The organism is Lysinibacillus antri (assembly GCF_003977595.1).
Classification (GTDB): Bacteria; Bacillota; Bacilli; order Bacillales_A; family Planococcaceae; genus Ureibacillus; species Ureibacillus antri.
In genome coordinates this window covers 191,422-217,120 of sequence record NZ_RYYR01000002.1, presented here as the reverse complement: position 1 = coordinate 217,120, position 25,699 = coordinate 191,422, and the positions used below count along the sequence as shown (strand labels likewise).

Below are 25,699 nucleotides of genomic sequence, written 5' to 3'. Positions count from 1 at the left end.
TATAAAATAATAGCCTTCAATCCAAAAAAAGCAGTGGATTGAAGGCTATTCGCCGTGCGTGCCGGAAGGTGCGTTATTTTTTATTTCGGGCTTACGTTCCTTTTTATTTTATCTATTAAAGCTACCGATTCCCTGGTTACTTGGAAGTTTAGTATTTGTTTTTATGTTTCAATTTTTTAGTAAGATTCCGGTGAAGTGGGATGTGCGATTTAGAAATTATGGATTGATGGTTGTTGGCTTTTCAATTGGTCATATTTTTACATTGGAAATATTAAAAAATATTTTATGCTTGTTTCCGTTTATGTTATTGTCTAATATTTTACTCATTTTGTTCAGTATTTTAATGGCGTACGTCTTACATTTATCTAGTAAAGTCGATTTTTCAACGATGCTTGTTGCCAATGTTCCTGGTGACCTTTCTCAAATGATTTTATTTGCTGAGGAGACGAATCGTTTAAATGTCCCAATTGTTACGTATTTTCAAGTCCTTCGAGTATTTTTAGTTGTTTTACCGATTCTCTTCATTGTTACATTACATAGTTCTGGCAATATACCGATTGAGTCAGCTACTACTGTATAAGCTATGGATTTACTTTGGCTTATTCTTTTTTTCTCAGTTAGTCCTATAGCTGTGAAAATGGCAATGAAACTTTATATCCTAGTCCCTTATTTTGTTGGGTCATTAATTTATATGTTACTGTTCAGTCTTTTTGAAATACAAGTACCGAAAACGCCTGATAGTATTGTTTACATTGCAAAACTCTGTATTGGGAGCTATATTGGATTGAGTTTAAAAAGAGAAGCAATTCAATTTTCTACTAAAATCGTTTTTCTAGGAATCGCTTCAACTGCAATTTTCATTTCATTTACATACGTGTTCAGCTTCCCCTTACACGTTTGGTTAAATGAACGTTTTTAGGTTTAGCACCTGCGAATTAGACCAAATGGGAGTTGTTGCTGCATCGATGAATGAAAATATAGCACTCGTCACAATATTTCAACTTTCAATTTATATAGTATGATGTTTAGAACGACCATTCCCAAATCGTTCTAAAACATCGTATTTTTATTTTGTTCCAATTATAAAATGTCACACTAAGAACAAATGCAAATAACATAATAATAATAGTGCCCTAAGGAAATTGTTGATGCTTCGTATGATATAGTAGAAAAGGCAAATCAATTCGAATGTATATGTTTTGATTTTGAGGGACTAGCTTTCAAAATTAGATGATTTTCATAAGTAGAAAGTGGTGACGAATTGAATGGAAGTAATTGATCTACATTGTGATGTATTGGAAAAATTAACTCGTTTTGAAGATGCACAATTTCGCAACGATCCTCGCATTCAAGCGAATCTTACAAACCTTATAAAAGGGCAAATCAAAGTTCAAGTTTTTGCGATTTTTATTTCACCGGATGTACCCCAAGAAAGAAAGTTTTTAGAGGCGGCGCGCCAAATTGAAGCTTTTCATACAAAAGTGTTATGTGAGCCGGAAATGGTTCATATCACGGATTGGCAACAAATTCAAACATTACAAGAGGGGCAAATCGGTGCGGTTTTGAGTTTAGAAGGTTGTGATTGCATTGGAGAAGACCTTACGAAACTAAAATTGTTACTAGATGCTGGAGTCAAATTAGTTGGGTTAACGTGGAATTATGAAAATGCAGTTGCTTATGGGGCATCGGAGAATCCAAAAAGAGGATTGAAGCCCTTTGCAAAAGAAGTGATTCAACTATTAAACGAACGGGATGTCATCATTGATGTTGCCCATTTAAATGAGCAAGGTTTTTATGAATTACTTCCAATGGCAAAATATCTTATTGCGAGTCATTGTAATGTAAGGGCTCTTTGTGATCATCCAAGAAATTTAACAGATAATCAAATTATACAATTAATTCAAAATGGCGGTAGAATGCATGTCGTGTTTTATCCCCCTTTTATTGAAAAAGAAAAGGATACTACGTCCATTGAGAAGCTTGTTGAACATGTTGCCCATTTAGCTAATTTAATAGGAATTGAACATATTGGATTTGGATCAGATTTTGACGGAATTGATCCTTTATCAGTAACCAATTTATCGAATGCCGCCGAATATCGGTACTTAATGCATTCTTTAACAAAGCAATTTACCAATATGGAAATCGAGACTATAGCTAAAAATGGATTTTTAAATTATGTTGCCAAAATTGGAACGCGCATGGATTTATAACATGCGTTTTTTTCTTTTGGAAAATATATTTAAATTACATATGAAAAATCGTATAGATTGTAGTGTTATCAATATTTTATAAGCAAAAAAAATGATATGATAAAAGAGTTGTTTACTAATCAAATAAACTTTACTAGAACTGTTTTGGCGGATAGAATTTTGTATTCTTTACAAATATCCGCATAAGCTAATCATCATCGAAATCGCTAAAAGATGGTAGATAGTTTATTATAAAAAACGATTGCTGAATATGGAGGGAATTTTCATGCATCAAAAGTGGTTTCATACCACTGAAGTAGAAGTGGGAACAGTTAATAGGGCACAAACCTTCTATATTGAAACGATTGAAGTTAGCCGCTTATCTGCACTTGCTTTTTTTGCTGCAGGGGAGAATAAATATAAGGGAAAACGTTTTTTCTGGCAAAACCGTGAAAAAACATTAACATTAGTCGGGCTAGGCCATGCTTACATAATTGAAAATAATGAAGATAACGAACGATTTGATTTAATTGAGGATGAATGGAAGGCGCTGACGAAAAACATCGTAAAAGAAGCGAGTGAACTGCAACCAATTCTTTTTGGTGGTTTTTCGTTTGATCCGAAAAATGATAAAAAAGGCGAGTGGGAAGGTTTTCCGCAAAGTCATTTTGCTGTAGCAACGTATCAACTCGTTCTTCGTAATGATAAAGCCTATGTTAGCATCCATTTAGTGACTGAAAACGAACATAGCTTAGAGGAGTTTGACCGTTTACGTACGGAGCGCGATCATTTAATTCATGCGGCACAAGTAAGAGAATTAAAAAACTACGAAAAGCCTGTCATGACGAAATATGATGAAGTGAACAAAGATAAGTATTTGCAATCAATCGATACAGTCACTTCTTTAATAAAAGATAACTGGGCTCAAAAGGTTGTCATTGCAAGGTCTCTTGAAATGCAATTTGCACAAAGCGTGTCATCTCCACAAGTGTTGTCACAAGTGATGAATGAACAACCGGAAAGTTATTTATTTGGATTAGAACGAGATAATCTGTTGTTCTTTGGGGCTTCCCCAGAAAGATTAGTCAAAGTAGAAAATGGCTATGGCTATTCATCTTGTGTAGCAGGATCCATTAAGCGAGGTAAAACCGCCGAGGAAGACAAACAACTAGGAGATAGCTTATTACAAGATCAAAAAAATCTTGGAGAGCATCGATATGTGGTCGAGATGATTGCTGAAACATTTGCAAAAAATTGTACGCAATTTAAAGTACCGAAACACCCGAAACTATTAAAAATTCGTGATATTCAACATTTATATACACCGGTTGAAGGGAAGCTTTCGAAAGACGCAACAATTTTACAGCTGGTGAAACATTTACATCCAACTCCTGCTTTAGGTGGAGTCCCTCGAATGAAAGCACTCGCGATGATTCGTCAATATGAATCCATGAACCGTGGACTATATGCAGCTCCAATTGGATGGGTTGATTCAGAAGGCAATGGAGAGTTTGCCGTAGCCATTCGTTCTGCAGCATTGGTAGATAATTGCGCCTATTTATATGCTGGTGGTGGAATTGTGGCCGATTCAGAACCGAATTCTGAATATGAAGAAACACTCGTAAAATTTCGCCCAATGTTACGCGCACTAGGAGGTCAGCTGAATGAATGAACGTGAAATCTTAACGAATTATGTTTATAAAGTGGTCGCATCCCTTATGCAAAATGGGGTGCAAGATATTGTGATTAGTCCAGGGTCTCGTTCAACGCCATTAGCCTATGCCTTTGCTTCGACGAAAAACTTAAATATTTATCGACAAGTGGATGAGCGTTCGGCAGCATTTTTTGCTCTTGGTATAGCAAAGGCAAAAGGACAACCTGTCGTATTATTATGTACGTCTGGCACTGCAGCTGCAAACTATTATCCGGCAATTGTAGAAGCAAAATATGCACGAGTACCATTAATTGTGATCACAGCAGATCGCCCACATGAGCTTCGAGAAGTGGGTGCGCCTCAAGCAATTAATCAAATTAATTTGTATGGTGAACATGTGAAATGGGCAGCTGAGTTTCCGATTCCGGATGAAGCCAAACAAACTTTACCTTATATCGAGCGACATGTTGCCCGAGGTGTGTCAATTGCCAAAACTGCTCCATATGGTCCGGTTCATTTTAATGTTCCATTCCGTGAACCACTATTAATTGAGTTTAGTAGCGAATTGCCAAATCAAACGTTCAAAAGTGCTTTTGTAGGGGACATTTCGCCTTCAAAAGAGGCTATACAATTATTATCATCGGTTATTAGCGAAACTGAAAAAGGGTTTGTCATCATTGGTGAGCTTGCTCTTGGTACAGATCTACAGCATATGTGGTCCTTTGTTCGAAAATTACAATGGCCAATTTTAGTTGAAAGTTTATCAAATATGCGTACGAACATCCCGGAAGATTGTCAGCAGTATATTATTTCGACATATGATGCATTGTTAAAAAATCAAAGCTTTAAAAATAAAGTCGTACCAGATACGGTCATTCGTTTTGGCGCACAACCTGTATCCAAATTTTTATCGATTTTTTTAACGGAAACGATGCCGAAGAACTTTATTGTCGTTGATGAAGATCCAATGTTCCGCGATTCAACGGCTGTATCGACGCATTTCATTCATAGTTCATTAGGGCATTGGCTAAATGATGTACAATTTAACAACTCTCTAGAAAGTAACTATTTAAATGAATGGCAAAAAGCTGAAAAAATTGCGACGAAGCACATAAAAGAGTATGTGCAATACGAAACCGATGAGGGAGCAGTGGTTCGTAAGCTTTTAGAAAACTTGCCAACTCAAAGCGACATTTTTGTAAGTAGCAGTATGCCAATCCGTGATATTGATACATTTTTAACACCAACTGAAAAAGATATTCAAATTTTTGCAAATCGTGGTGCTAATGGGATAGATGGTGTGATGTCCACGGCGCTTGGTTTTAGTCAAGGAAGACCAAACCGCGAAATGTATTTATTAATTGGAGATCTAGCATTTTTACACGATGTAAATGCATTAATTGCGACACGTTATCAACAATGTAATATTACCGTCATTGTGTTAAACAATGATGGTGGCGGCATTTTCTCGTATTTATCACAGTCGAGTGTGGAACAATATTATGAAGAGTTATTTGGTACGCCAACAGCTCTGCAATTTAAAGATGTGGCAAACATGTACGACATGGAATATATCCAAATTGACTCTTACAATGAGCTAAATATATTCTTTGATAAAGAAAATGAAAAACCTTTACGACTAGTGGAAATCTTTACAGACCGCCAACAGAATGTAACAGCTCACCGTAAACTTTGGCAACAAATTCATGCGGAGTTAGAGCAATGAAGTTACGTGTGAACGATATAAATGTCCATGTTCACATATGGAATGAACAAGCGGATCAAACAATTGTTATGTTGCACGGATTTACAGGAAGCGTTTCAACTTGGGGGAAAATAGCTGACCTTCTTCCGAAAACATATCGAATCATTGCGATTGATTTAATTGGTCATGGTTTAACGGATGCGCCAGAAGATGTTTCAAACTATTGGATGGAAGAGCAAATTACACTACTGCATGAAACGTTCAAACAGCTGAATCTTTCCACATACACATTGTTAGGGTATTCAATGGGAGGTCGTGTCGCACTATCCTATGCCGCGACGTATCCGAGCCAAATCGAACAATTAATTTTAGAAAGTGCTTCTCCTGGTTTAAAGACAGAACATGAACGACAAGCACGACGATTATCGGACGATGAATTAGCAAATAAAATCATGCAAAATGGCGTACAATCATTTGTTGAAAAGTGGGAAAATATCTCTCTGTTTGAATCACAAAAAAAGCTTCCAAAAGAAGTTCAAGCTGAAATTCGTCAGGAACGCCTAGCACAATGTGAAATTGGTTTAGCGAATAGCTTGCGCGGTATGGGGACAGGTTCGCAACAATCCCTTTGGACAAAGCTAGTAGAAATCGATATTCCGGTAACATTAATTACAGGAACACTGGATCAAAAATTTTGTAATATTGCTCAAGAAATGAAAAAATTACTACTAAATGCAAAACATGTAGTAGTTCATGAAGTTGGTCATGCAATTCATGTGGAAAATCCGACAACATTTGCTACAATAGTAAAGGATGTCATTAACAAATAGGGGGTAAAGAAAATGACTCGTGAATGGACAAGCTTACATACTTACGAAGATATCAAGTATGAGTTTTATAACGGAATCGCAAAAATTACGATTAACCGTCCAGAAGTGCGCAACGCTTTTCGTCCAAAAACAGTTGAGGAAATGATTGATGCATTTTCTCGTGCAAGAGATGACAAAAACGTTGGTGTCATCATTTTAACAGGTGAAGGCGAAATGGCTTTCTGTTCAGGTGGAGACCAAAAAGTACGTGGCCATGGTGGCTATGTAGGAGAAGATGAAATTCCTCGTCTGAACGTATTAGACTTACAACGTTTAATTCGTGTAACACCAAAACCAGTTGTTGCCATGGTAGCAGGTTATGCAATTGGTGGAGGTCATGTATTACATGTAGTTTGTGACTTAACAATCGCTGCTGACAATGCTCGCTTCGGCCAAACAGGTCCAAAAGTTGGTTCGTTTGATGCTGGATACGGTTCAGGCTATTTAGCACGTATTGTTGGACACAAAAAAGCGCGTGAAATCTGGTACTTATGCCGTCAATATAATGCACAAGAAGCTTTAGACATGGGCTTAGTTAATACAGTTGTGCCTTATGAGCAATTAGAAGATGAAACAGTAAAATGGTGTGAAGAAATGCTTCAAATGTCACCAACTGCCCTTCGCTTCTTAAAAGCGGCAATGAACGCAGATACAGATGGACTAGCTGGTTTACAACAATTTGCAGGAGACGCTACACTTCTTTACTACACAACAGATGAAGCAAAAGAAGGTCGCGATGCATTTAAAGAAAAACGTACACCAGACTTTGGTCAATTCCCAAGATTCCCTTGATGAAAAGTTGAAGTTGTCGAGGAGCTAACGCTTGGAACTAGACAATAGGAAAAGCGGAAGGCGTTCGCTCAGCTCCGAAAAAAACTGGGCACTTTCCCATCAAAATTAGTCGTCTCATACATGAGGCGGCTTTTTTAATTCCGACACAAACCGATTTTAATATGATACTATAGAAGGAAATAGAACTTCTTACTTTTTCAAGCTAAGATGTTACTTGCATTTTAAGCATCATCAGCTTAATTAGGAGTGACTGAATGTGAATCAATCCCCTAAAGATCCATTAAGAACAAGTGACTCAAATATTGATTACAAATCACTGTATGAACTCAATACAGATGGAATATTAACGATTAATGTTCATGGTCAAATATATAATGGAAATAAGACAATCGAACAGTTAAGCGGCTATAAAATTGATGAATTGAAATGTAAAAACTTTTTGGACTATGTGATTGACGAAGATAAAGAAGAAGCATCTGACTGTTTTCAAATGGCAATAAACGATGCTTCAAAAGAATGTAGATTTACATTTATTCATAAAACAGGCGAACCCATTCCATGCATAGTTAAATTTATACCAATGGAAGTAACCGATATAGATAAAGGATTATTTTTAGTAATTAAGGATGTACGTCTGTTTGATCAATTATCAAGTAAATATCGTGAAAGTCAGTTAAACTTTAAAATAATTGCTGAAAACGTTCAAGATGTCATTATTTTAATGGACGATCAAAAAAATTATTTATATGTATCTCCTTCAAGTAAAACAATGTTCGGCTTTGATCCTAAAAAGATTAATCAAGAAAAAGAACCGTTCTTTAATATTCATCCCGATGATATTTCTAATCTAGCTAACAATTTTAGAGATGCAATGCAAACTGGAAAAACGTTTAACGTCACTTTAAAAGCGCTACATGAAGAAAAGGGATGGGTATGGACACATATAATGGGAACACCTGTATTTGATGAAAATAATCTATTCCGACATATGGTATTAGTAGCAAGAGATATCACACTGCATAAAGAACATGAAGAGCGTTTAACCTATTTAGCTTTTCATGATGCATTAACAGGTTTACCAAATCGACGTTATTTTGAAAATCAATTAAAGCAATCCATAGACAAGTTAAACATAGAAGGGCAACCATTCACACTAGTCGTATTTGATATTGACGATTTTAAACTGATCAATGACACGTATGGCCATGATGTGGGTGACCAAGTCATTAAAGAGTTCGCAACCCGGATTAAAACAATCATTGGACAAGACGGAATTGTTGCAAGACTTGGCGGCGATGAGTTTGTGGCCATTCTTTATAAAATATCAACAAAAGTAGATGTAGAGAAAATTATTAATAGGATTCAGCAAGAGACAGTAAATGAAATAGTTATGGAAAAACAGTCGGTAACCATCACTTCAAGTATTGGTGCGACAATTTGTACGAAAAAGGATATGGACAATTCTAATTTCTTCAATAGTGCCGATGTTGCATTATATAATGTAAAGGAAAAAGGAAAAAATAAATTCCATATTAATTATTCCTAGATCAAAGCGTGAAAAACTGTTCCGATATAACAGGGGCAGTTTTTTATTTTTGAACACTTAGTATATATTCGGTAAAATAAAAGTACTCAGTAATGGAGGGATCTTATGTATCCAAACTGGATATTACGAAGGGCTTATTTAACTCCCCATCGTACGGGCTTAACTTTTGAAAATGAAAGTTGGACCTTTGAACAAATTAAACAAATTTCCATAAAACGAACATATCAACTTGCGGGATTAGGCATTAACCATCGACAACGGATTGCAGTATTAGGGCCAAGTAAGCCAAGCCTAATTTTTATCATGTATGCATGTATGCACCTTCAATGTGAAATGGTCATGTTAAATCGAAAATTATCTAAATCTGAATTGCAATATCAAATAGAAGATTCGCAAGTAGAGATGGTGTTAGTAGAGGATGAAGATGCTCACTTACTACCAGCGAACACAAATCACTTATTATTTTCAAAAATACTAGAGAGTGCTGAAGAAGCTGTGGAAATTAGTGAAGAGTGGCCAAGCAATCAAACGACAACCATTATGTATACTTCCGGTACTACGGGATTTCCTAAAGGTGTACGCCAAACCGTTGAAAATCATCAATCCAGCGCGGTGTCTTCTGTTTTAAATATTGGATTATCCCATGATGATGTTTGGCTTTGTGCAGTACCGCTATTTCATATAAGCGGTTTTTCAATTCTTGTACGCTCGTTGTTATATGGAAATGAAGTGAAACTCTATCAAAAATTTGACCAAGATGGAGCAGTTCGTGATATTTCTGAAGGAAGCGTAACGCATATGTCGGTCGTTGCAGTTATTTTAGGTAGAATATTGCAAGGTCTAGAAGAGAAGCAGTTAAAAGCATCTCCTCGATTTAAAGTGATGCTTCCTGGTGGAGGACCTGTTCCTGTGAATTATTTAGAACGTGCGCATAAACTCGGCTTAGCTGTATGTCAAACATACGGGATGACAGAAACTTCTTCACAAACGGCTACGTTATCCAATGCAGATGCGCTAAGAAAAATCGGGTCAGTAGGAAAACCGCTCTTTTTTAATCAAATTAAAATTTTAGATGCAACATCACCTAGAACTGAAGGGGAAATTTTAATTCGTGGTCCTCATGTAACGCCAGGATATATTGGTCGGTTTGCTGAAAGAAGTTCTACAATTAATGGATGGTTACATACGGGAGATATCGGTTATTTTGATGAAGAAGGCTATTTATATGTCGTGGATCGTCGTTCGGATTTAATTATTTCAGGCGGTGAAAACGTTTATCCCGCAGAGGTCGAAAATGTGTTAATGGGTCATCCGGCTGTTCGTGAAGCGGGTGTCTGTGGAATTGAACATGAGGTGTGGGGACAAGTACCTGTAGCGTTCGTCGTATTAAAACATGACGTAACGGAAGAGGAATTAATTGCTTTTTGTAAAGAAAAGCTTGCGAAATATAAAATTCCGAAACAGTTTTATGTTGTACAAGCACTCCCACGAAATGCTTCAAATAAATTAATGCGAAGAAAATTGAAAGAGTTAATGAATTAAAGAGGATGAACAAAACAAAAACACATCATTTTTCTATTGAGAAAAATGATGTGTTTTTGATGTGGAGAAAATTGATTTCCGTTACGGGGACGCTTTCAACGGGTCCGGCTTGAGTCCCCACTTTACTTCAATCAACAAGATACTTAGAACAGTAGGATATAATAACACGCTGGTAGTATAATTCAAATTAAGAAAGCGCGGCCTACCACTGTAAGCCGCGAATAACTATAGAAAGCTTAGTTGGCATTATTTTATGTGAGAGGACCTTTCACAAAGCACAAAGACAAGTCGTAGAGACAACTACAAGTTGGCTCTGCGGCTTGTGTGCTTAGTCCTCTCACTACGTCCCCTTTTTTTTGAAACCCCGTTAGTATCTATTGATAGAGAGGATTTTTATCATTTTTAAAGCTGCTATCACAATTTATAAGCACTTATTAGACACTTTCGACGGTTTTATATTCGCTTGCTTTCCGCTTTTCTTAATGCAATGCTTGTTTTAATGTTTCGATATTTTTTTCCATTAGGGTGAAGTAGGTTTCGTTATTTTTAATATCTGCTTCTGTTAAGATGCTTAAGTTATTTAACTGTAATGTATCGGCGCCAATTTCGCTTTGGATTACGGATGCTAGTTTAGAGGATACGTTTTGCTCGAATAAAATATAGTCCACGTCTTTCTCTTTGGCTAACTCTACAATCTCTGTTAATTCCTTTTGTGATGGCTCGCTTTGTGAATTTAACCCGGCAATGGCGATTTGTTCTAAGCCATATTGACCAGCAATGTAGCCAAATGATGCATGGGATACGAAGAATGTTTTATTCGTTGCTTCTGCTGCTAATGTTGAAAAAGATTCATCTAACGAATCTAGTTCTGAGATTAATAGATTGTAGTTGTCGTTAAACAGTGCTTCTTGTTCAGGTAGAGCAGTGACAAGTTCATTTTTAATGGCTAATGCTAAGTCTTTTGCTATAACAGGGGATAACCAAACGTGGGGATCGATATCGCCATGGTCATGGTGTTCCTCCTCATGCTCTTCTTCTTCATGCTCATTTGCTGCAGATGTATGTAAATTTTCTTCAGCAATGCTGTCTGCAGTAGCGACAAGTTTCACATCTTCATTTGCTAGTGTTTGGTTTGCCTTTTCAACAAAACCTTCTAATCCCAGTCCGATATAAAAGAATAAATCTGCATCGGCTAAAGACATCATATCTTTTTGCGTCGGTTCAAAAGTATGTTCATTTGACCCAGGTGGATAGATGGAAGAAACCTCAACATGTTCACCACCAATGCGTTCAGCGAAATAACTGAGTGGGTAAACGGTTGTATAAATTGAAAGTTTAGTAGGTTGGTTTTTAGTATCAGCGGTTTCAATTGTTTTTTCAGTTTCAGTACTATTACATGCAGTCAAAATAAGCGCTACAACTGCAAATAATAGGAAAGTAGATAATTTTTTCATTATCGTGCACATCCTTCTAAATAGTAATAATTACGATTTGTATTTTTTCAACATTTTCAATAATACAGGAAGACTTTAAAAAAGACAATGAAAAAAACCTTCGAATCTATTTTTTTTTCGAAGGCCATTTTTCAGGTACTGGATCAAAGCCACCCGAATGGAAAGGTTGGCATTTTAATATTCGAATTGTAGTTAAAAGAAATCCTTTTATGAAACCATGTTTTTGAAAGGCTTCCAATCCATACTGTGAACAGGTTGGATGAAAACGGCAGGATGGAGGAGTCATGGGTGAAATAAATTTTCGGTAAAATTGAATGAGCCAAATAAACGGATACTTCATTTTTTCAATTCCTCATTGGGTTGAAATCTTTGTCCTGGCTTTGGGTCAATCGTTTGAGTGAATGTGCCTTTTCTTTTATTAATAATGAAAAGAACTGCACCAATAATAATTAGTAAATAAATAATTCCTACTAAAACAATGATTGATAATGTTGTTGCTTCCATTAACTTCACCTCTACTATAGATACTATCATTATAAGGCATCAATCGACAATGAAAGGCGCTCAATTGTGAAGTTTGTTTGCCAAAACGAAAAAAGATGTTTAAATTCATTCATAACGGTAATAGTATTATTGTTCAATCGAAATAAATCCAGTTTAAATTTTTATATTTATCCAAAAATAGTAATGTTTAGCATTCCCTAATGTTATATAATTTTATTGATAATGGCTTTCATACTATATCAAAATAAATTTGAGGTGACAAAACATGGCAAATAAAACATTAATCGAACAATTAAATGATTTAGTCGCAACATGGTCAGTCCTTTATACAAAACTACACAATTATCATTGGTACGTAAATGGTCCTTCCTTCTTTACATTACACACAAAATTTGAGGAACTTTATAATGAAGTGACATTAAATTTAGATGAAGTAGCAGAACGTATTTTGTCTAAAGGCGGAAAACCTGTTGCAACAATGGCTGAGCATCTTGCAATGTCTCATATTAAGGAGGCGTCAGGTGCAGAGGCTACAGAAGAAATGGTCCAAACAACAATTACGGATTTCAAAACGATTATGGCCTTTTTAAAAGAAGCAATGGAACAAGCATCTGAAGAAGGTGATGATCGCACAGAAGATATGTTAAATGCAACATATCAAAGTTTAGAAAAACATGCGTGGATGCTTTCTGCGTTCTTAGGTAATAATCAATAATTAACAATCACGGCTCTTGTATAGAGTCGTGATTTTTTCATCTTCCTGAATAGGTCCTATTTATTCGCAACATACTTACCTAAAAGGAGTGATTTATATCGATACAACGATTTATGTCAATGTCAACAATCAGTCTTATAGCTACGTGCCTTTAGGTGAGCCTTGTGAATTTAAACTTAAAATGGATAGTAAAAATGCCTATATTTTTGAAAAATTATTTTTGCAACTTAACTCATTAGAATTTGAAAATGCTGTTCGTGCTCATATTCCTTATCTTCAATATCATTTAGATGAATCGAATGATGAAATTGATTTACGTTTGAAAAAGATCTATGCGCTGATTCATGAATTTGGTGATGAGCATACAAAGGATTTTGTAGAACAATTACCATATTTCCATTGATTACAAAACATCCCTTCGCTAGACTTATAAGTAGAAATAGGAGTTGAGCTAAGGGATGTTTTCTTTTATTGATCAAAATGGATGCACAGTAAATTTAAGTTTCGATGAGGGACCTTTTGAAATTGAGCCAAAACATGTACTCATCTTGGTTCGCTATAACGGAAAATGGCTCTGTACAATTAACAAAAAGCGCGGCGTTGAATTTCCCGGTGGTAAGGTTGAATTGGGTGAATCATTGCAACAAGCCGCAATACGAGAAGTGTATGAAGAAACCGCCGTACATATTTCAGATTTAAAATGGTTTGCCTATTATGTAGTACATGACAAAGAGCCATTTTGTAAGGCAGTATTTACAGGAAAAGTGGAAAGAATTGATGAGTTTATTGAAGAACATGAAACACTTGGTATGACATGGTTATCTACAGAAGAATTGAATAATCATCCGAATTTAAGTTTTTATATGAAGGATGAAGGAATGAAAAAGATGCTACAGGAAGTGAATCAACATGAAAGAGAATGGTAGTATTGAATCAATTCGCCGTTATCCATCCCCAAATGCCAAGGTAAATTTATTTGAAATTTTGTATTGGTCACAGGGACTTAGAGTAAAAGGATTATTGGCAAAACCAAAAGAAGAGGGTACGTATGACGCTTTATTATATTTAAGAGGCGGTTTGCAATCGGTTGGCATGGTAAGAGCATCGAGAATCGCGCAATTTGCGTCTCAAGGCTTTATCGTTTTTGCTCCTTACTATCGTGGAAATCGCGGCGGAGAAGGAAGAGATGAAGTAGCGGGGGATGACCGGTACGATGCAATCCATGCCGCAGAAGTGTTAAAAAAGTTTGTGGATGTAAAAGACATTCATCTTTTTGGTTTTTCAAGAGGTGGACTAATGGCATTATGGACGGCCATTTTACGAGAGGATATTAAATCCGTCGTAACGTGGGCAGGCGTTTCAAGTGTCACGTCAATGTATATGGAGCGCGTCGATATGAGAAGAACGTTAAAACGAATTATCGGCGGTTCTCCTAATACTGAGCAAGAGAAATATGATGAGCGGACACCACTATTCCAAGCCCATCTTGTGAATGCACCAGTACTACTAATTCATGGTACGGAAGATGAAAATGTAAGTATTAATCAATCCTACGATCTGGAACAAAAACTAATTAGTGAAAAGAAACAGGTGGAAACATGGTATTCATCAGGTTTGGGACACCATTACCCACCAAATGTGAATCGTAAAACCGTTAAAGCTTTATGTGAATGGATGAAGAGTCAATAAAGCGTTGTGTTCGCATGGGAAATCAGACAACTTGAAAAAATAACATGAGTTAACCTAAAAGGAGGTGTCGAGAAAGCACTATTCTTTCTCGACATCTTTGCTCCTGCGGGTAGTAACAATAAATTGTCACTATCCTCGTCGCAAAGGGGGTATTCCAAAAAGTTATTTTGGAATACCCCCTTTTCTATGATATAAGTTATAAAAACGTTATGTCGGATATAGTAATACTAAGTATTATACTAAAGGTCCACCATTTTTCAAAATTTCTTCAGAAACGTTAGAGAATTTTTTGAAGTTTTCTTTGAATAAATCAGCTAAGTAAGCAGCTTTTGTGTCATATGCTGCTTTATCTGCCCATGCATCACGTGGATTTAATACTTCACTTGGAACACCTTCAATTGCAGTTGGAATATTTAAGCCAAATACTGCATCTTGAATTGTTTCAACATCGTTTAAATTACCATCGATTGCAGCATGAACCATTGCACGAGTGTAAGATAGTTTCATACGGCTACCAACGCCATACTCTCCACCAGTCCATCCAGTGTTTACTAAGAATACTTGTGCACCGTGTTCGTCGATTTTTTGACCTAACATTTCCGCGTAACGAGTAGCTGGAAGTGGAAGGAATGGTGCACCGAAGCATGTAGAGAATACTGGTTCTGGTGATGTTACACCGCGCTCTGTACCTGCTAATTTTGATGTAAATCCACTTAAGAAGTGGTACATTGCTTGTTCTTTTGTTAACTTACTGATTGGAGGTAATACGCCAAAAGCATCAGCTGTTAAAAATACGATTGTTTTAGGATGACCTGCTACAGAAGGTGTTACAATATTGTCAATGTAATCAATTGGATAAGCAGCACGAGTATTTTCAGTTAATGAACCATTATCATAATCAGGAATACGTGATTCTGTATCCACTACTACGTTTTCTAATACAGAACCGAAACGGATTGCATTGTAAATTTCAGGTTCTTTTTCTGCTGAAAGGTTGATTGTTTTTGCATAACATCCACCTTCGATATTGAATACACCGTTATCTGACCAACCATGCTCGTCGTCACCGATTAGTTTACGTTGAGCGTCTGCAGATAAAGTCGTTTTACCTGTACCAGATAAACCGAAGAATAAAGCTACATCTCCAGCTTCACCAACGTTTGCTGAACAGTGCATAGAAAGGATTTCATTTTCTGGTAATAAGTAGTTCATAATAGAGAAGATTGATTTTTTCATCTCTCCAGCATATTCTGTACCACCGATTAAAATGATTTTCTTTTCTAATGAAATAATAATAAATGTTTCGCTTTTTGTACCATCCACTGCTGGATCTGCTTTAAATGTAGGAGCCGAAACGATTGTAAATTCTGCAACATGAGAAGTTAGTTCTTCTTCTGTTGGACGGATGAATAATTGATGACAGAAAAGGTTGTGCCAAGCATATTCATTTACTACTTGGATTGAATGTTGTGAGTCTTTTTCAGCACCTGCGAAGCCTTTAAATACATATAACTCATCTTTTTCTTTTAAGTAGTTGATCACCTTAAGGTAAAGGTTATCAAACACATCAGCAGAAATAGCTTGGTTTACACCCCAGTCAATTTTGTCCTTTGAGCTTTCTTCTTCAACAAAATATTTATCTTTAGGAGAACGTCCTGTATATTTTCCAGTTTCAGCAACGACTGCTCCGTCTACAGTTAAAACTGCTTCATTACGTGAAGTTGCTTTTTCTACTAATTGTGGTACAGAAAGTTGAACATGAATATTTCCACCGTTTAATAATTCCTTCAGTTCATTTGCAATTTCTACTGAATTCATCGATTAAATACCATCCTTTTTTTAAGTATTCCCATTTTCATGGGAGTTCAATAATTTTAAAAATAGTATAACACATTGATTTTAATAATCTATACTATTCATAAAATATTTTTTGTTTTTTAAATTTTGATGAACAAAATTGACATTCACTAATTATTTGCGTAAAATGTCGAATTGAACGGATACTCTTATCCCGAGCTGGTGGAGGGTTAAGGCCCTATGAAGCCCGGCAACCTGCATTATTTTTTAAATGCGATGGTGCCAATCTGATGCAAGGGAATACCCTTGAACGATAAGAGTGAAAGGTAATGATAAAATGTCAATTCCTTTTACTCATGTGTGCAAAACCTTGAGTTAAAGGAATTTTTTTTTCATTAAAGACCAAAATGAAATTGAGAATAGATTATTTTCTTTTTTCTAATACACCTTTCTATATCCTCGTGTTAAAAAGCAGCAACGGCTTGGAGTCCAACCATATAGTGCGGACTTAACATGGGTAACGAGTACCGTATCAAAAATGAAGTCTATTATATAGATTTTAGGAGGAAACCAAATGACAAACCGTCGACTGTTTACATCAGAAAGTGTAACAGAAGGACATCCGGATAAAATTTGTGATCAAATTTCCGATGCCATTTTAGATGCCATTTTAACTGAAGATCCAAACGCACGCGTAGCATGTGAAACAACCGTAACTACTGGTTTAGTACTTGTTGCAGGAGAAATTACAACTTCTACTTACGTGGATATTCAAAGTGTTGTTCGTGATACTGTTTCTAGTATTGGCTATACTCGAGGGAAATATGGCTTTGATGCTGAAAATTTAGCTGTTTTAACTGCCATTGGGGAACAATCTCCAGATATTGCACAAGGTGTAGACCAAGCATTAGAATCACGAGAAGGCAATATGAGCGATGAAGATATAGAAGCAATTGGTGCTGGAGATCAAGGATTAATGTTCGGATATGCTTGTAATGAAACACCTGAACTAATGCCACTACCAATTAGTTTAGCCCATAAATTATCGCGTAAATTATCAGAAGTTCGTAAATCAGGAGCAATCTCTTACCTACGTCCTGATGGGAAAACGCAAGTAACGGTTGAATACGATGAAAATAATGAGCCTGTGCGCATTGATACAATTGTTATTTCTACACAACATGATGAAGAAGTAACATTAGAACAAATTCAAGAAGACTTAAAAGTACAAGTAATTCGTGAAGTTGTACCTGCTCATTTACTTGATGAAAATACGAAATACTTTATCAATCCAACTGGTCGTTTTGTAATTGGCGGACCAAAAGGAGATGCAGGTTTAACTGGCCGTAAAATTATTGTTGATACGTACGGTGGTTATGCTCGTCACGGTGGCGGTGCATTCTCTGGGAAAGATCCTACAAAAGTAGACCGTTCTGCTGCTTACGCTGCTCGATATGTTGCGAAAAATATTGTCGCTGCTGGTTTAGCAGATCGTGCTGAAGTGCAGTTAGCCTATGCGATTGGTGTTGCTCGCCCGGTATCCATTGCAGTTGATACGTTTGGAACTGGGAAAGTGGAAGAAAGTAAAATCGTTGAATGGGTTAGTGAACTATTTGATTTGCGCCCTGCAGGTATTATTAAAATGCTTGATTTACGTCGCCCAATCTATAAACAAACGGCTGCTTACGGTCATTTTGGACGTACAGACTTAGATGTACCTTGGGAAAATACTGACATCGCCGTAACACTTAAAGAAAAAGCTGGATTGTAAAAAAACATCCGCCCGAGGCTTTATTTTCATTCAGCGAGTTTGAACTCCTACTGAAGTGGTTACTATTTCATATTCATTTCCCACTTATAGAAGTGGGAGTCTTCTGCTGAATGAAAATAAAAATGCAGGTGGGGTTGTCCCGTCTGCATTTTCTAATTTTAAATAAGAAAGTATAAAATTTTAGATTTAGAGCAGTGTCTAGCTTCAGCGCCCTAGCTCCTTGCGAAACTTCAACTTCCTCCTACGCATGCAAGCATGCTTGTCGGAAGTCGAAAGAATTTTCGGAGCTGAGCGAGGGCGCTTCCGCTTTTCATATAAGATATTTTGAATTCAAATATTATAAATTCATATTAACTTTCTACCTATTATATTGTTACTTTTGAAGAGATTTGTAATATTGTCCTTTTTCAACGTATTCGCGAATGATCCGATCCATATCTTCTCGGTCTTCTGGAGTAATATCGCGAATCACTTTTGCAGGTCTGCCCATTGCTAAAGTATTGGGTGGGATTTTTTTCCCTGGTGGCACGAGACTTCCTGCTCCAATGAAGGCACCTTCACCAATTTCTGCTCCATCTAAAATAATGGAACCCATCCCAATTAACGCGCGTTTCTTTATTACACAACTATGTAAAGTAACTTGATGGCCGACAGTTACTTCATCTTCTATAATTAATGGGTTGTTTGGACTTTGATGCAAGCAACTTAAATCCTGGATACTGCACCTTTTCCCAATAATCGTTGGTGCAACGTCTCCACGAATTACAGTATTAAACCAAATAGTTGTCTCCGCATCAATGGTTACATCTCCAGTGATAAAGACATTATCTGCAATGTAAACAGATGGGTCTATTTTAGGATTTTTATCTTTATAAGGGTAAATCATCGAAAATCTCCTCATTTCTAAGTAATATTATATGGTTATCGTATCAAAATAACTTTAGAATGAAAATATCTTGGTATATACCCATAATTGTGTAGACAATGGGTAGGAGGAAATAGAATGTGGAAATGGGAAACAGAAGGACAAGCAAAAGCTGTTGTCATTATTATACATAGTGCATTTGAACATCATCGCTGGTACGCGTGGTTAATTGAAAAATTACGTGGAGAAGGCATTCACGTCGTTATGGGAGACTTACCTGGACATGGTGAAGAGTCAAAATATTTAAGGTTACATAACGAATCGATCATTGATTATTTAGCTTTTATTAAATTATTGCTGCAAAATGCTTTTCATTATGGCCTACCTGTATTCATTATAGGACATGGTTTTGGGGCAACGTTAGCGATTGAATATTTAAGGAAAAATAAAACTGATTGTGCTGGATTAATTTTATCAGCACCTTGGCTTAGCTTACGTAAAACAACGAAATTGATACCTAACGCCTTAACGGGGATCGGGGCTCTTGCTCCAAATAAAAAGATCTCACTGGCATTTGAAAAAAAATTATTAACACGTAATATGGAGGGTTATGCGGAAATCATCGATGACATACCTTATCACTCAAACGTGACGGGAGGGTGGTATAAAGATATCCAACAATTAATGAAAAATATTACAACTGAACAAGAAAGTAAGTTGTCTCTCCCTGTATTATCATTAATGGCACAACAGGATAAAATTACAGATCCTTTCGTTGTGAAAAAATGGCTGTATACGCAAAACTCCGTCGAATTACAATATAAAGAATGGCCTTATAGTTATCATAACTTATTTCATGACAACGAACGAGAAGAAGTGTTTTTATATACGCGTGATTTTATAAACAATGTTATGAGATCGTTGGGTTATATAGTGAAATAATTTTCTCTCAAATACTCAGTAAATTCGCTGAGTATTTTTTAGCTCGAAACAGAAAAAAAGTACTTTAATTCTATTAAGTTACTAAAAAGCATTGAATTATTTCAATTGATGTAATATATTGAATTTTATAACAATAGTATTATTAAAGCATCTAAGAAGGAGTGGATTTATGGAAAAACTAGTAAGCTTGTTAAATGATTTCTTTTGGGGTCCCTGGTTTATTTATGGGATTTTAATTGTAGGGATCTTTTTCTCTATTCTGACAAGATTATTGCAGGTTCGACACATTAAAGAAATGTTTAGGCTAATGTTTAAAGGTGAAAAATCGGACAAAGGTATATCTTCTTTTCAGGCTATGTCAATCGCCTTATCTGGTCGTGTTGGTACTGGTAATATTGCAGGTACAGCAACAGCTATAGGATTTGGTGGTCCTGGAGCAGTTTTTTGGATGTGGACAATTGCTTTTATTGGAGCAGCAACTGCTTATGTAGAATCGACATTAGCTCAGATTTATAAGGAAGAAAAAGAAACAGAATACCGTGGTGGTCCTGCATTCTACATAGAAAAAGGGATGGGCCAAAAATGGTTTGCAGTCGTATTTGCAATTGCCGCATTACTTGCCATGCTTATATTAATGCCTGGCGTTCAATCAAATGCTATTGCGGGTGCAGTAGATAATGCTTTTGGGATTGAACCTTGGATCACAGGTGCAATTATTGCCGTATTATTAGGTGTTATTATTATCGGTGGGGTAAAATCCATTGCAAATGCAGCGCAAGTGATCGTGCCATTTATGGCTGGTGCCTATATTTTAATGGCGATTGTTATTATTGCGATGAACATTTCAGAAGTGCCTAATGTATTTGGATTAATCTTCTCCAGTGCATTTGGAGCGCAAGAAATTTTTGGTGGGATTATCGGTTCTGCCATTGCTTGGGGTGTTAAACGTGGTATTTACTCAAATGAGGCTGGTCAAGGGACAGGAGCGCATCCAGCCGCAGCTGCAGAAGTATCCCATCCAGCAAAACAAGGGTTAGTTCAGGCAGCATCAGTATATATTGATACATTACTAGTTTGTTCGGCTACTGCATTTATGATTTTATTTACGGGGATGTACAATGTTCACGATGAAAAAGCAGGTGATGATACATTCCTTCATGTCGGTGAATTTAGTTCTGGTGAAATATCTGGTGAAGAACAAATTACATTCGCCAAAGGTATTGAAGCAGGGGCAGCTTATACTCAATATGCAGTAGATTCAGCATTACCAGGATTTGGTGCACCATTCGTTGCGATTGCATTATTCTTCTTTGCATTTACAACTATCATGGCCTACTACTATATTGCTGAAACAAACGTTGCTTACTTATTCTCTGGAAAAGCAGAAAAAATAGGAATTTGGATCGCAAAAATCGCGATTATTGTCATGGCCTTTTATGGAACAGTGCGTACGTCGAATCTTGCTTGGGCGATGGGCGATGTAGGATTAGGATTAATGGTTTGGATTAATGTTATTGCAATACTAATTATTATGAAGCCAGCAATTGTTGCCTTGAAAGACTATGAAGCTCAGAAAAAAGAAGGAAAAGACCCAATATTTGATCCTATTAAACTAGGGATTAAAGGGGCAGACTTCTGGGAACAGAGAAATAAAGAAAAAAACACGATTTCTGCTATGAATAGTGAAAGTCAAGAACGCACTTATGCAGATTCAAATAAAAACTAATAACTTCCTAACCAATTAAAAATAAGAGTTGCTTCCCTCGGATTATTCCGATGGAGGCAACTCTTTTACTTTCTCTAATGCCACAATAAAGGGTGGATCATTTTTTTGATTGATGAACTCGTAACGTAATACATGGACATATTTTTGTGGTAACGAACGGACATAGTGTAGTACTTCATCCCGTTCTTCTTTGCCACCTTCATGACCGTGATAGACAACTAAAATGATAATACCACCAATTTTTAATAGACTTAGGAGCTGTTCAATTGCTTGGACTGTAGTATTACCTTGCGTAACAATTTCATGATCAGCACCTGGTAAATAGCCTAAGTTAAAAATGGCTCCTGCCACTTCTTGATTTACATAGTTTGAAATATGCTGATGTCCATCTAATATAACTTGTGCACGCTGTAGGACACCGTGCTCTGTTAACCGATTCATAGTTGCTGTAACGGCTTGTTGTTGGATGTCAAAGGCAAACACTTGCCCCTCATTACCAACAAGTTGTGCTAAAAATAACGTATCGTGACCGTTACCAGCAGTAGCATCAACAGCAATTTCACCTTCTTTGATAGATTGTGAAAGGAGCGTTTGTGCATATTGTAAGACTCGTTGTAACTTCATTACTTTGCCACTTCCGCTTTATACTTCTTACCTTGCCAACTGCCGCGACGTTCAAGCTCTGCATCAATGCCATTTAAAACTTCCCATTTATTGACACTCCACATCGGCCCAATCATTAAATCAATTGGCCCATCACCCGTAATTCGATGAACAATCATTTCAGGTGGGATCACTTCTAATTGATCTGCCACTAATTGAATATATTGATCTTTTTCAAGGAATTCTAGCATTCCTTTTTCGTATTGTTTGACAAGGGGCGTTCCTTTTAACAAATGAAGAAGATGGATTTTAATCCCTTGAACATCAAGCTTTGCTACTTCACGAGCTGTTTCCATCATCATATCGTAGTCTTCGAGGGGAAGTCCGTTGATAATATGGGTACAAACTCGAATATTATGTTTACGAAGTTTTTCAACACCTTCAACATATGTAGCATAATCATGTGCGCGGTTAATTAAGTTCGCTGTTTTTTCATGAACAGTTTGTAGTCCTAACTCAACCCAAAGATACGTGCGTTTGTTTAAATCAGCTAAATACTCCACTACATCGTCAGGTAAGCAATCAGGGCGTGTAGCAATGCTTAACCCCATGACCCCCTCACATGCAAGGGCTGCTTCAAACTTTTCCTTTAAAACAGGCAGTGGTGCGTGTGTATTTGTATAGGCTTGGAAGTAGGCCATAGTAAGACCATTTTTCCATTTATGCTCCATTTTTTCTTTGATTTTTTCAAATTGAACAGGGATCGGATCGACACGATCGCCTGCAAAGTCTCCGCTACCAGCAGCACTACAAAATGTGCAACCACCAAAAGCTACGGTACCGTCCCGATTTGGACAATCGAAACCAGCATCTAAGGCTACTTTAAATACTTTTTGTCCGAATTCATCGCGTAAATAACGATTCCATGTATAATAACGTTTCCCATCAGATGGGAAAGGAAATTGTTGATCTGACATTTCATTCACTCCTCTACGTTGCTATTCTACCACGTACTTTGGTTAGATGCATTTTTAGAAATTTCCGAATCTATCTTACTATCGTTTTTTTACTTGTACTTCATGAAAAAGAAGCATACTATTATTCTTTGCGTAATTGATATGTTTTTAGATGGAGGAAAAACGTATGCCTAAAAAAGTATGGCTCTTAGTAATAGGAACCTTTATTAATATAACAGGAAGCTCGCTATTATGGCCGTTAAACACGATTTACATGCATGACCATTTAGGGCAATCCTTATCAGTCGCTGGTTTCGTGTTAATGATTAATGCAGGTGCAACAGTTATTGGCAATTTAATTGGGGGCAAATTATTCGATAAAATTGGTGGATATAAAACGATTATGTTAGGAATCTTTATTACGGTTTTTTCATTAATAGGGATTACATTAATGCACGGATGGCCTCATTATGTATGGTTTTTAACTATTATGGGCTTTGGAAGTGGGATTGTCATACCGGTTATGTTTGCTTTAGTAGGAACTGTTTGGCCAGAAGGTGGTAGGAAGGGATTCAATGCCATTTACCTTGCGCAAAATCTTGGGGTAGCAGTAGGACCAGCAATTGGTGGACCAATCGCTGGAAAGAGTTTTGATTACTTATTTGTTTCCAATTTAGCATTGTATATCATTTTTCTATCAATTGCTGCGATTAGTTACCGAAATCTTAATCCAAAACTAGCAAATGAAAAGAAATCTGAACAAATTGGCGAACTTCAACCTTCAAAGAGAAGTTTTTATTCGTTAATCATCTTGTGCTCAGGATTTTTATTAGCGTGGATTGCCTATTCGCAATGGCCAACAACTCTCTCCACGTATATTCAACAAATGGATATCAGTTTAAATGAATATAGTTTGCTTTGGACAATTAATGGTTTATTAATTATTATGCTTCAACCAATTATTAGTCCGATCGTTCGAAAATACGAGCACAAAATAAAAGCGCAATTAGTTTTCGGAATGATTGTGATGATGTGTTCATTCATTGTGATTATTGTGGCGAAAGATTTTAAAATGTTTGCTGTCGCTATGGTTATTTTAACAATCGGTGAAATTTTTGTTTGGCCAGCCGTTCCTACCATTGCGAATATGTTAGCACCTAAAGGAAAAGAAGGAAGCTACCAAGGGATTGTAAACAGTATAGGATCAATTGGAAGAATGATTGGCCCATTTATCGGTGGGATGATTGTCGATAGCTTTAGTATCACGGTTCTGATGCTGTTCTTATGTGTGATGTTTATCATTGCGATTATACCGTGCTTACTGTATGATCGTCCGATGAAGGGTGCCTGGCACGCAAACAATTCTGACAATTCAATTCAATAATAAAAGCGTTGCATAGGGAATTACTCATGCAACGCTTTATTTTGTGAGTACTATGTAATTGGCTGACTCCTTATTTCTTCGTTCTCACAGAATGCAAGATAGGATTTACTACGTTGTTGTGGTATTCGTAAAAATAAGGATGGAAGATAATCTGTATCTACAAAAAGATAAGGAGAAGGAAGTTTGGTTTTGTAGTATCGATAAGAGCTATATGGATAGTGCTCCATCTTTTGAACAATAGGAGGGATGGTAGCGATAGGGTTGCGATGAATATAACGGCTAATCGTAAGTAAAGCTATAGGAGATTTAATAAGATCAGCAAAATAGCGCCGTTCATAAAGTTGTCCAGTATAATGATATTTCTTTTTAAAATAATCACTATAGCGACGATTAATTATAGCCATTACTTTCCCTAAAGGTACTTCTGGGGAGCGAATTAGCAGATGATAATGATTCGTCATAATACAATAAGTAATAATTGTAAATGGGTATTTTTGTCGTGCGTACTGTACAACACGGAAAAACTCTCGGAAGTCATCTACATTGTTGAAAATGTTTTGTCGATTATTGCCTCTCATTACAACATGATTGAAATGATATGGAGACCATATACGTTTTTTTCGAGCCATACTATCGAGCACCTCCAAAGTAATAGATTTAATAACTTCTATATTAAGTATATAAGGATGAATATTTGTGTCAAATTGGTAAAATCTTATGAAAATATCCACTTTCAATAAATGACTTGAAAAATTTCGCCAAATTTTCTAAATGGGTGCATAAATAGGCTTAAAAAAATTTTTTCGTATGAGTGCCAGGCACCCGAACAATTCAGAATTGTTTCTAAATTGTGTGAGTACCAGGCACCATCCAAATCCACCATCTTTACAATTTTGAATATTTCCATTAAAATGAATGCAATGATAAGATGGACGACTATGAGAAGGAATAGTAGATTTTGAAGCTTTTTAGAGAGCTAGCGGTTGGTGGGAG

Annotated in this window: 23 protein-coding genes, 1 pseudogene, 1 riboswitch and 1 other annotated feature (1 of these 26 cut by a window edge); of the genes and pseudogenes, 16 read left to right on the top strand and 8 right to left on the bottom strand. The window is 36.5% G+C overall.

Translation table 11 applies throughout. The annotated features are described in order from the left end of the window. Positions 1-58: 58 nt before the first annotated feature. From EK386_RS20415 to EK386_RS02705, 8 genes and pseudogenes are all read left to right on the top strand, one after another. A pseudogene (locus tag EK386_RS20415) lies at positions 59-919 on the top strand (AbrB family transcriptional regulator). A 346-nt stretch (positions 920-1,265) separates the two neighbouring features. Then, on the top strand, positions 1,266-2,213 hold the full coding sequence (locus tag EK386_RS02735; RefSeq protein WP_126657478.1) for a dipeptidase: 948 nt from the start codon (positions 1,266-1,268) through the stop codon (positions 2,211-2,213). Between the two features lie 265 nt (positions 2,214-2,478). Continuing rightward, positions 2,479-3,864: an isochorismate synthase gene (locus EK386_RS02730; RefSeq protein WP_126657477.1), complete on the top strand. Its 1,386-nt coding sequence runs from the start codon at positions 2,479-2,481 to the stop codon at positions 3,862-3,864. Then, a complete protein-coding gene (gene menD / locus EK386_RS02725) occupies positions 3,857-5,572 on the top strand; it encodes a 2-succinyl-5-enolpyruvyl-6-hydroxy-3-cyclohexene-1-carboxylic-acid synthase (RefSeq protein ID WP_126657476.1) in 1,716 nt (571 codons plus the stop codon). Before EK386_RS02730 ends, menD begins: the two co-directional genes overlap by 8 nt. Next, positions 5,569-6,381, top strand: coding sequence for a 2-succinyl-6-hydroxy-2,4-cyclohexadiene-1-carboxylate synthase (gene menH / locus EK386_RS02720; protein ID WP_126657475.1), 813 nt, complete (start codon positions 5,569-5,571; stop codon positions 6,379-6,381). The genes menD and menH overlap by 4 nt, the downstream gene beginning before the upstream one ends. Positions 6,382-6,393: 12 nt before the next feature. Continuing rightward, positions 6,394-7,212 carry a 1,4-dihydroxy-2-naphthoyl-CoA synthase gene (gene menB, locus EK386_RS02715; RefSeq protein WP_126657474.1) on the top strand — a complete coding sequence of 273 codons (819 nt, stop codon included), beginning with the start codon at positions 6,394-6,396 and terminating at the stop codon, positions 7,210-7,212. A 256-nt stretch (positions 7,213-7,468) separates the two neighbouring features. After that, positions 7,469-8,758, top strand: a complete 1,290-nt coding sequence (locus tag EK386_RS02710) for a sensor domain-containing diguanylate cyclase (RefSeq protein WP_126657473.1) — start codon at positions 7,469-7,471, stop codon at positions 8,756-8,758. A 105-nt stretch (positions 8,759-8,863) separates the two neighbouring features. Beyond that, entirely contained in the window at positions 8,864-10,300 is a 1,437-nt protein-coding gene (locus EK386_RS02705; RefSeq protein ID WP_126657472.1) for an o-succinylbenzoate--CoA ligase, read from the top strand. A 479-nt stretch (positions 10,301-10,779) separates the two neighbouring features. Here the strand turns inward: EK386_RS02705 and EK386_RS02700 are convergent, their stop codons facing one another. The 3 genes from EK386_RS02700 to EK386_RS20165 all read right to left on the bottom strand — a co-directional run bounded on the left by EK386_RS02700 (position 10,780) and on the right by EK386_RS20165 (position 12,258). After that, on the bottom strand, positions 10,780-11,754 hold the full coding sequence (locus tag EK386_RS02700) for a metal ABC transporter solute-binding protein, Zn/Mn family (protein WP_126657471.1): 975 nt from the start codon (positions 11,752-11,754) through the stop codon (positions 10,780-10,782). A gap of 106 nt (positions 11,755-11,860) precedes the next feature. Beyond that, positions 11,861-12,094: a membrane protein insertion efficiency factor YidD gene (gene yidD, locus EK386_RS02695; protein WP_126657470.1), complete on the bottom strand. Its 234-nt coding sequence runs from the start codon at positions 12,092-12,094 to the stop codon at positions 11,861-11,863. Beyond that, a complete protein-coding gene (locus EK386_RS20165) occupies positions 12,091-12,258 on the bottom strand; it encodes a hypothetical protein (protein ID WP_158674365.1) in 168 nt (55 codons plus the stop codon). The genes yidD and EK386_RS20165 overlap by 4 nt, the downstream gene beginning before the upstream one ends. Before the next feature lie 265 nt (positions 12,259-12,523). Here EK386_RS20165 and EK386_RS02690 point away from each other — a divergent pair, with 265 nt between their 5' ends. The 4 genes from EK386_RS02690 to EK386_RS02675 all read left to right on the top strand — a co-directional run bounded on the left by EK386_RS02690 (position 12,524) and on the right by EK386_RS02675 (position 14,662). Continuing rightward, complete coding sequence (locus tag EK386_RS02690; RefSeq protein ID WP_126657469.1) at positions 12,524-12,973, top strand: Dps family protein; 450 nt, start codon at positions 12,524-12,526, stop codon at positions 12,971-12,973. An 88-nt stretch (positions 12,974-13,061) separates the two neighbouring features. After that, a complete protein-coding gene (locus EK386_RS02685; protein ID WP_126657468.1) occupies positions 13,062-13,376 on the top strand; it encodes a transposase in 315 nt (104 codons plus the stop codon). Positions 13,377-13,431: 55 nt separating this feature from the next. Then, entirely contained in the window at positions 13,432-13,899 is a 468-nt protein-coding gene (locus EK386_RS02680; RefSeq protein ID WP_126657467.1) for an NUDIX domain-containing protein, read from the top strand. Next, positions 13,883-14,662 carry an alpha/beta hydrolase family protein gene (locus tag EK386_RS02675; protein WP_126657466.1) on the top strand — a complete coding sequence of 260 codons (780 nt, stop codon included), beginning with the start codon at positions 13,883-13,885 and terminating at the stop codon, positions 14,660-14,662. Before EK386_RS02680 ends, EK386_RS02675 begins: the two co-directional genes overlap by 17 nt. A 234-nt stretch (positions 14,663-14,896) precedes the next feature. On the opposite strand, the gene pckA is transcribed toward EK386_RS02675, so the two are convergent. Continuing rightward, entirely contained in the window at positions 14,897-16,480 is a 1,584-nt protein-coding gene (gene pckA / locus EK386_RS02670; RefSeq protein ID WP_126657465.1) for a phosphoenolpyruvate carboxykinase (ATP), read from the bottom strand. A 185-nt stretch (positions 16,481-16,665) separates the two neighbouring features. Continuing rightward, a riboswitch (SAM riboswitch) is annotated at positions 16,666-16,779 on the top strand. A 254-nt stretch (positions 16,780-17,033) separates the two neighbouring features. Here pckA and metK point away from each other — a divergent pair. Then, a complete protein-coding gene (metK, locus tag EK386_RS02665) occupies positions 17,034-18,230 on the top strand; it encodes a methionine adenosyltransferase (protein WP_126657464.1) in 1,197 nt (398 codons plus the stop codon). Between the two features lie 373 nt (positions 18,231-18,603). Here metK and EK386_RS02660 read toward each other — a convergent pair whose 3' ends face one another. Continuing rightward, entirely contained in the window at positions 18,604-19,116 is a 513-nt protein-coding gene (locus tag EK386_RS02660; protein ID WP_126657463.1) for a gamma carbonic anhydrase, read from the bottom strand. Between the two features lie 117 nt (positions 19,117-19,233). Here EK386_RS02660 and EK386_RS02655 point away from each other — a divergent pair, with 117 nt between their 5' ends. Beyond that, the gene (locus EK386_RS02655; protein ID WP_126657462.1) at positions 19,234-20,037 is read left to right on the top strand and encodes an alpha/beta hydrolase; all 804 of its coding nucleotides are present in this window, start codon (positions 19,234-19,236) and stop codon (positions 20,035-20,037) included. Positions 20,038-20,206: 169 nt separating this feature from the next. Next, complete coding sequence (locus tag EK386_RS02650) at positions 20,207-21,763, top strand: alanine/glycine:cation symporter family protein (RefSeq protein WP_126657461.1); 1,557 nt, start codon at positions 20,207-20,209, stop codon at positions 21,761-21,763. A gap of 42 nt (positions 21,764-21,805) precedes the next feature. Here EK386_RS02650 and mnmM read toward each other — a convergent pair whose 3' ends face one another. Both mnmM and mnmL read right to left on the bottom strand, forming a co-directional pair. Further along, on the bottom strand, positions 21,806-22,387 hold the full coding sequence (mnmM, locus tag EK386_RS02645) for a tRNA 5-(aminomethyl)-2-thiouridylate-methyltransferase MnmM (RefSeq protein WP_126657460.1): 582 nt from the start codon (positions 22,385-22,387) through the stop codon (positions 21,806-21,808). Further along, the gene (gene mnmL, locus EK386_RS02640; RefSeq protein ID WP_126657459.1) at positions 22,387-23,343 is read right to left on the bottom strand and encodes a tRNA modification radical SAM protein MnmL/YtqA; all 957 of its coding nucleotides are present in this window, start codon (positions 23,341-23,343) and stop codon (positions 22,387-22,389) included. The genes mnmM and mnmL overlap by 1 nt, the downstream gene beginning before the upstream one ends. Before the next feature lie 166 nt (positions 23,344-23,509). On the opposite strand from mnmL, the gene EK386_RS02635 reads away from it, so the two are divergent. Continuing rightward, entirely contained in the window at positions 23,510-24,706 is a 1,197-nt protein-coding gene (locus EK386_RS02635; RefSeq protein ID WP_126657458.1) for an MDR family MFS transporter, read from the top strand. Positions 24,707-24,756: 50 nt separating this feature from the next. Here the strand turns inward: EK386_RS02635 and EK386_RS02630 are convergent, their stop codons facing one another. Beyond that, positions 24,757-25,335 (bottom strand): transposase, encoded by a 579-nt coding sequence (locus tag EK386_RS02630; RefSeq protein WP_126657457.1) that lies wholly within the window; start codon positions 25,333-25,335, stop codon positions 24,757-24,759. A 300-nt stretch (positions 25,336-25,635) separates the two neighbouring features. Beyond that, positions 25,636-25,699 (top strand) — a binding site (T-box leader); it runs 150 nt beyond the window's last position.

What these genes read in the sequence shown, in the direction of transcription:
- EK386_RS02735 (WP_126657478.1), top strand. Translation starts at nt 1,266, where the DNA reads ATGGAAGTAATTGATCTACATTGTGATGTATTGGAAAAATTAACTCGT.
- EK386_RS02730 (WP_126657477.1), top strand. Translation starts at nt 2,479, where the DNA reads ATGCATCAAAAGTGGTTTCATACCACTGAAGTAGAAGTGGGAACAGTT.
- menD (WP_126657476.1), top strand. Translation starts at nt 3,857, where the DNA reads ATGAATGAACGTGAAATCTTAACGAATTATGTTTATAAAGTGGTCGCA.
- menH (WP_126657475.1), top strand. Translation starts at nt 5,569, where the DNA reads ATGAAGTTACGTGTGAACGATATAAATGTCCATGTTCACATATGGAAT.
- menB (WP_126657474.1), top strand. Translation starts at nt 6,394, where the DNA reads ATGACTCGTGAATGGACAAGCTTACATACTTACGAAGATATCAAGTAT.
- EK386_RS02705 (WP_126657472.1), top strand. Translation starts at nt 8,864, where the DNA reads ATGTATCCAAACTGGATATTACGAAGGGCTTATTTAACTCCCCATCGT.
- EK386_RS02700 (WP_126657471.1), bottom strand. Translation starts at nt 11,754, where the DNA reads ATGAAAAAATTATCTACTTTCCTATTATTTGCAGTTGTAGCGCTTATT.
- yidD (WP_126657470.1), bottom strand. Translation starts at nt 12,094, where the DNA reads ATGAAGTATCCGTTTATTTGGCTCATTCAATTTTACCGAAAATTTATT.
- EK386_RS20165 (WP_158674365.1), bottom strand. Translation starts at nt 12,258, where the DNA reads ATGGAAGCAACAACATTATCAATCATTGTTTTAGTAGGAATTATTTAT.
- EK386_RS02690 (WP_126657469.1), top strand. Translation starts at nt 12,524, where the DNA reads ATGGCAAATAAAACATTAATCGAACAATTAAATGATTTAGTCGCAACA.
- EK386_RS02680 (WP_126657467.1), top strand. Translation starts at nt 13,432, where the DNA reads ATGTTTTCTTTTATTGATCAAAATGGATGCACAGTAAATTTAAGTTTC.
- EK386_RS02675 (WP_126657466.1), top strand. Translation starts at nt 13,883, where the DNA reads ATGAAAGAGAATGGTAGTATTGAATCAATTCGCCGTTATCCATCCCCA.
- pckA (WP_126657465.1), bottom strand. Translation starts at nt 16,480, where the DNA reads ATGAATTCAGTAGAAATTGCAAATGAACTGAAGGAATTATTAAACGGT.
- metK (WP_126657464.1), top strand. Translation starts at nt 17,034, where the DNA reads ATGACAAACCGTCGACTGTTTACATCAGAAAGTGTAACAGAAGGACAT.
- EK386_RS02660 (WP_126657463.1), bottom strand. Translation starts at nt 19,116, where the DNA reads ATGATTTACCCTTATAAAGATAAAAATCCTAAAATAGACCCATCTGTT.
- EK386_RS02655 (WP_126657462.1), top strand. Translation starts at nt 19,234, where the DNA reads ATGTGGAAATGGGAAACAGAAGGACAAGCAAAAGCTGTTGTCATTATT.
- EK386_RS02650 (WP_126657461.1), top strand. Translation starts at nt 20,207, where the DNA reads ATGGAAAAACTAGTAAGCTTGTTAAATGATTTCTTTTGGGGTCCCTGG.
- mnmM (WP_126657460.1), bottom strand. Translation starts at nt 22,387, where the DNA reads ATGAAGTTACAACGAGTCTTACAATATGCACAAACGCTCCTTTCACAA.
- mnmL (WP_126657459.1), bottom strand. Translation starts at nt 23,343, where the DNA reads ATGTCAGATCAACAATTTCCTTTCCCATCTGATGGGAAACGTTATTAT.
- EK386_RS02635 (WP_126657458.1), top strand. Translation starts at nt 23,510, where the DNA reads ATGCCTAAAAAAGTATGGCTCTTAGTAATAGGAACCTTTATTAATATA.
- EK386_RS02630 (WP_126657457.1), bottom strand. Translation starts at nt 25,335, where the DNA reads ATGGCTCGAAAAAAACGTATATGGTCTCCATATCATTTCAATCATGTT.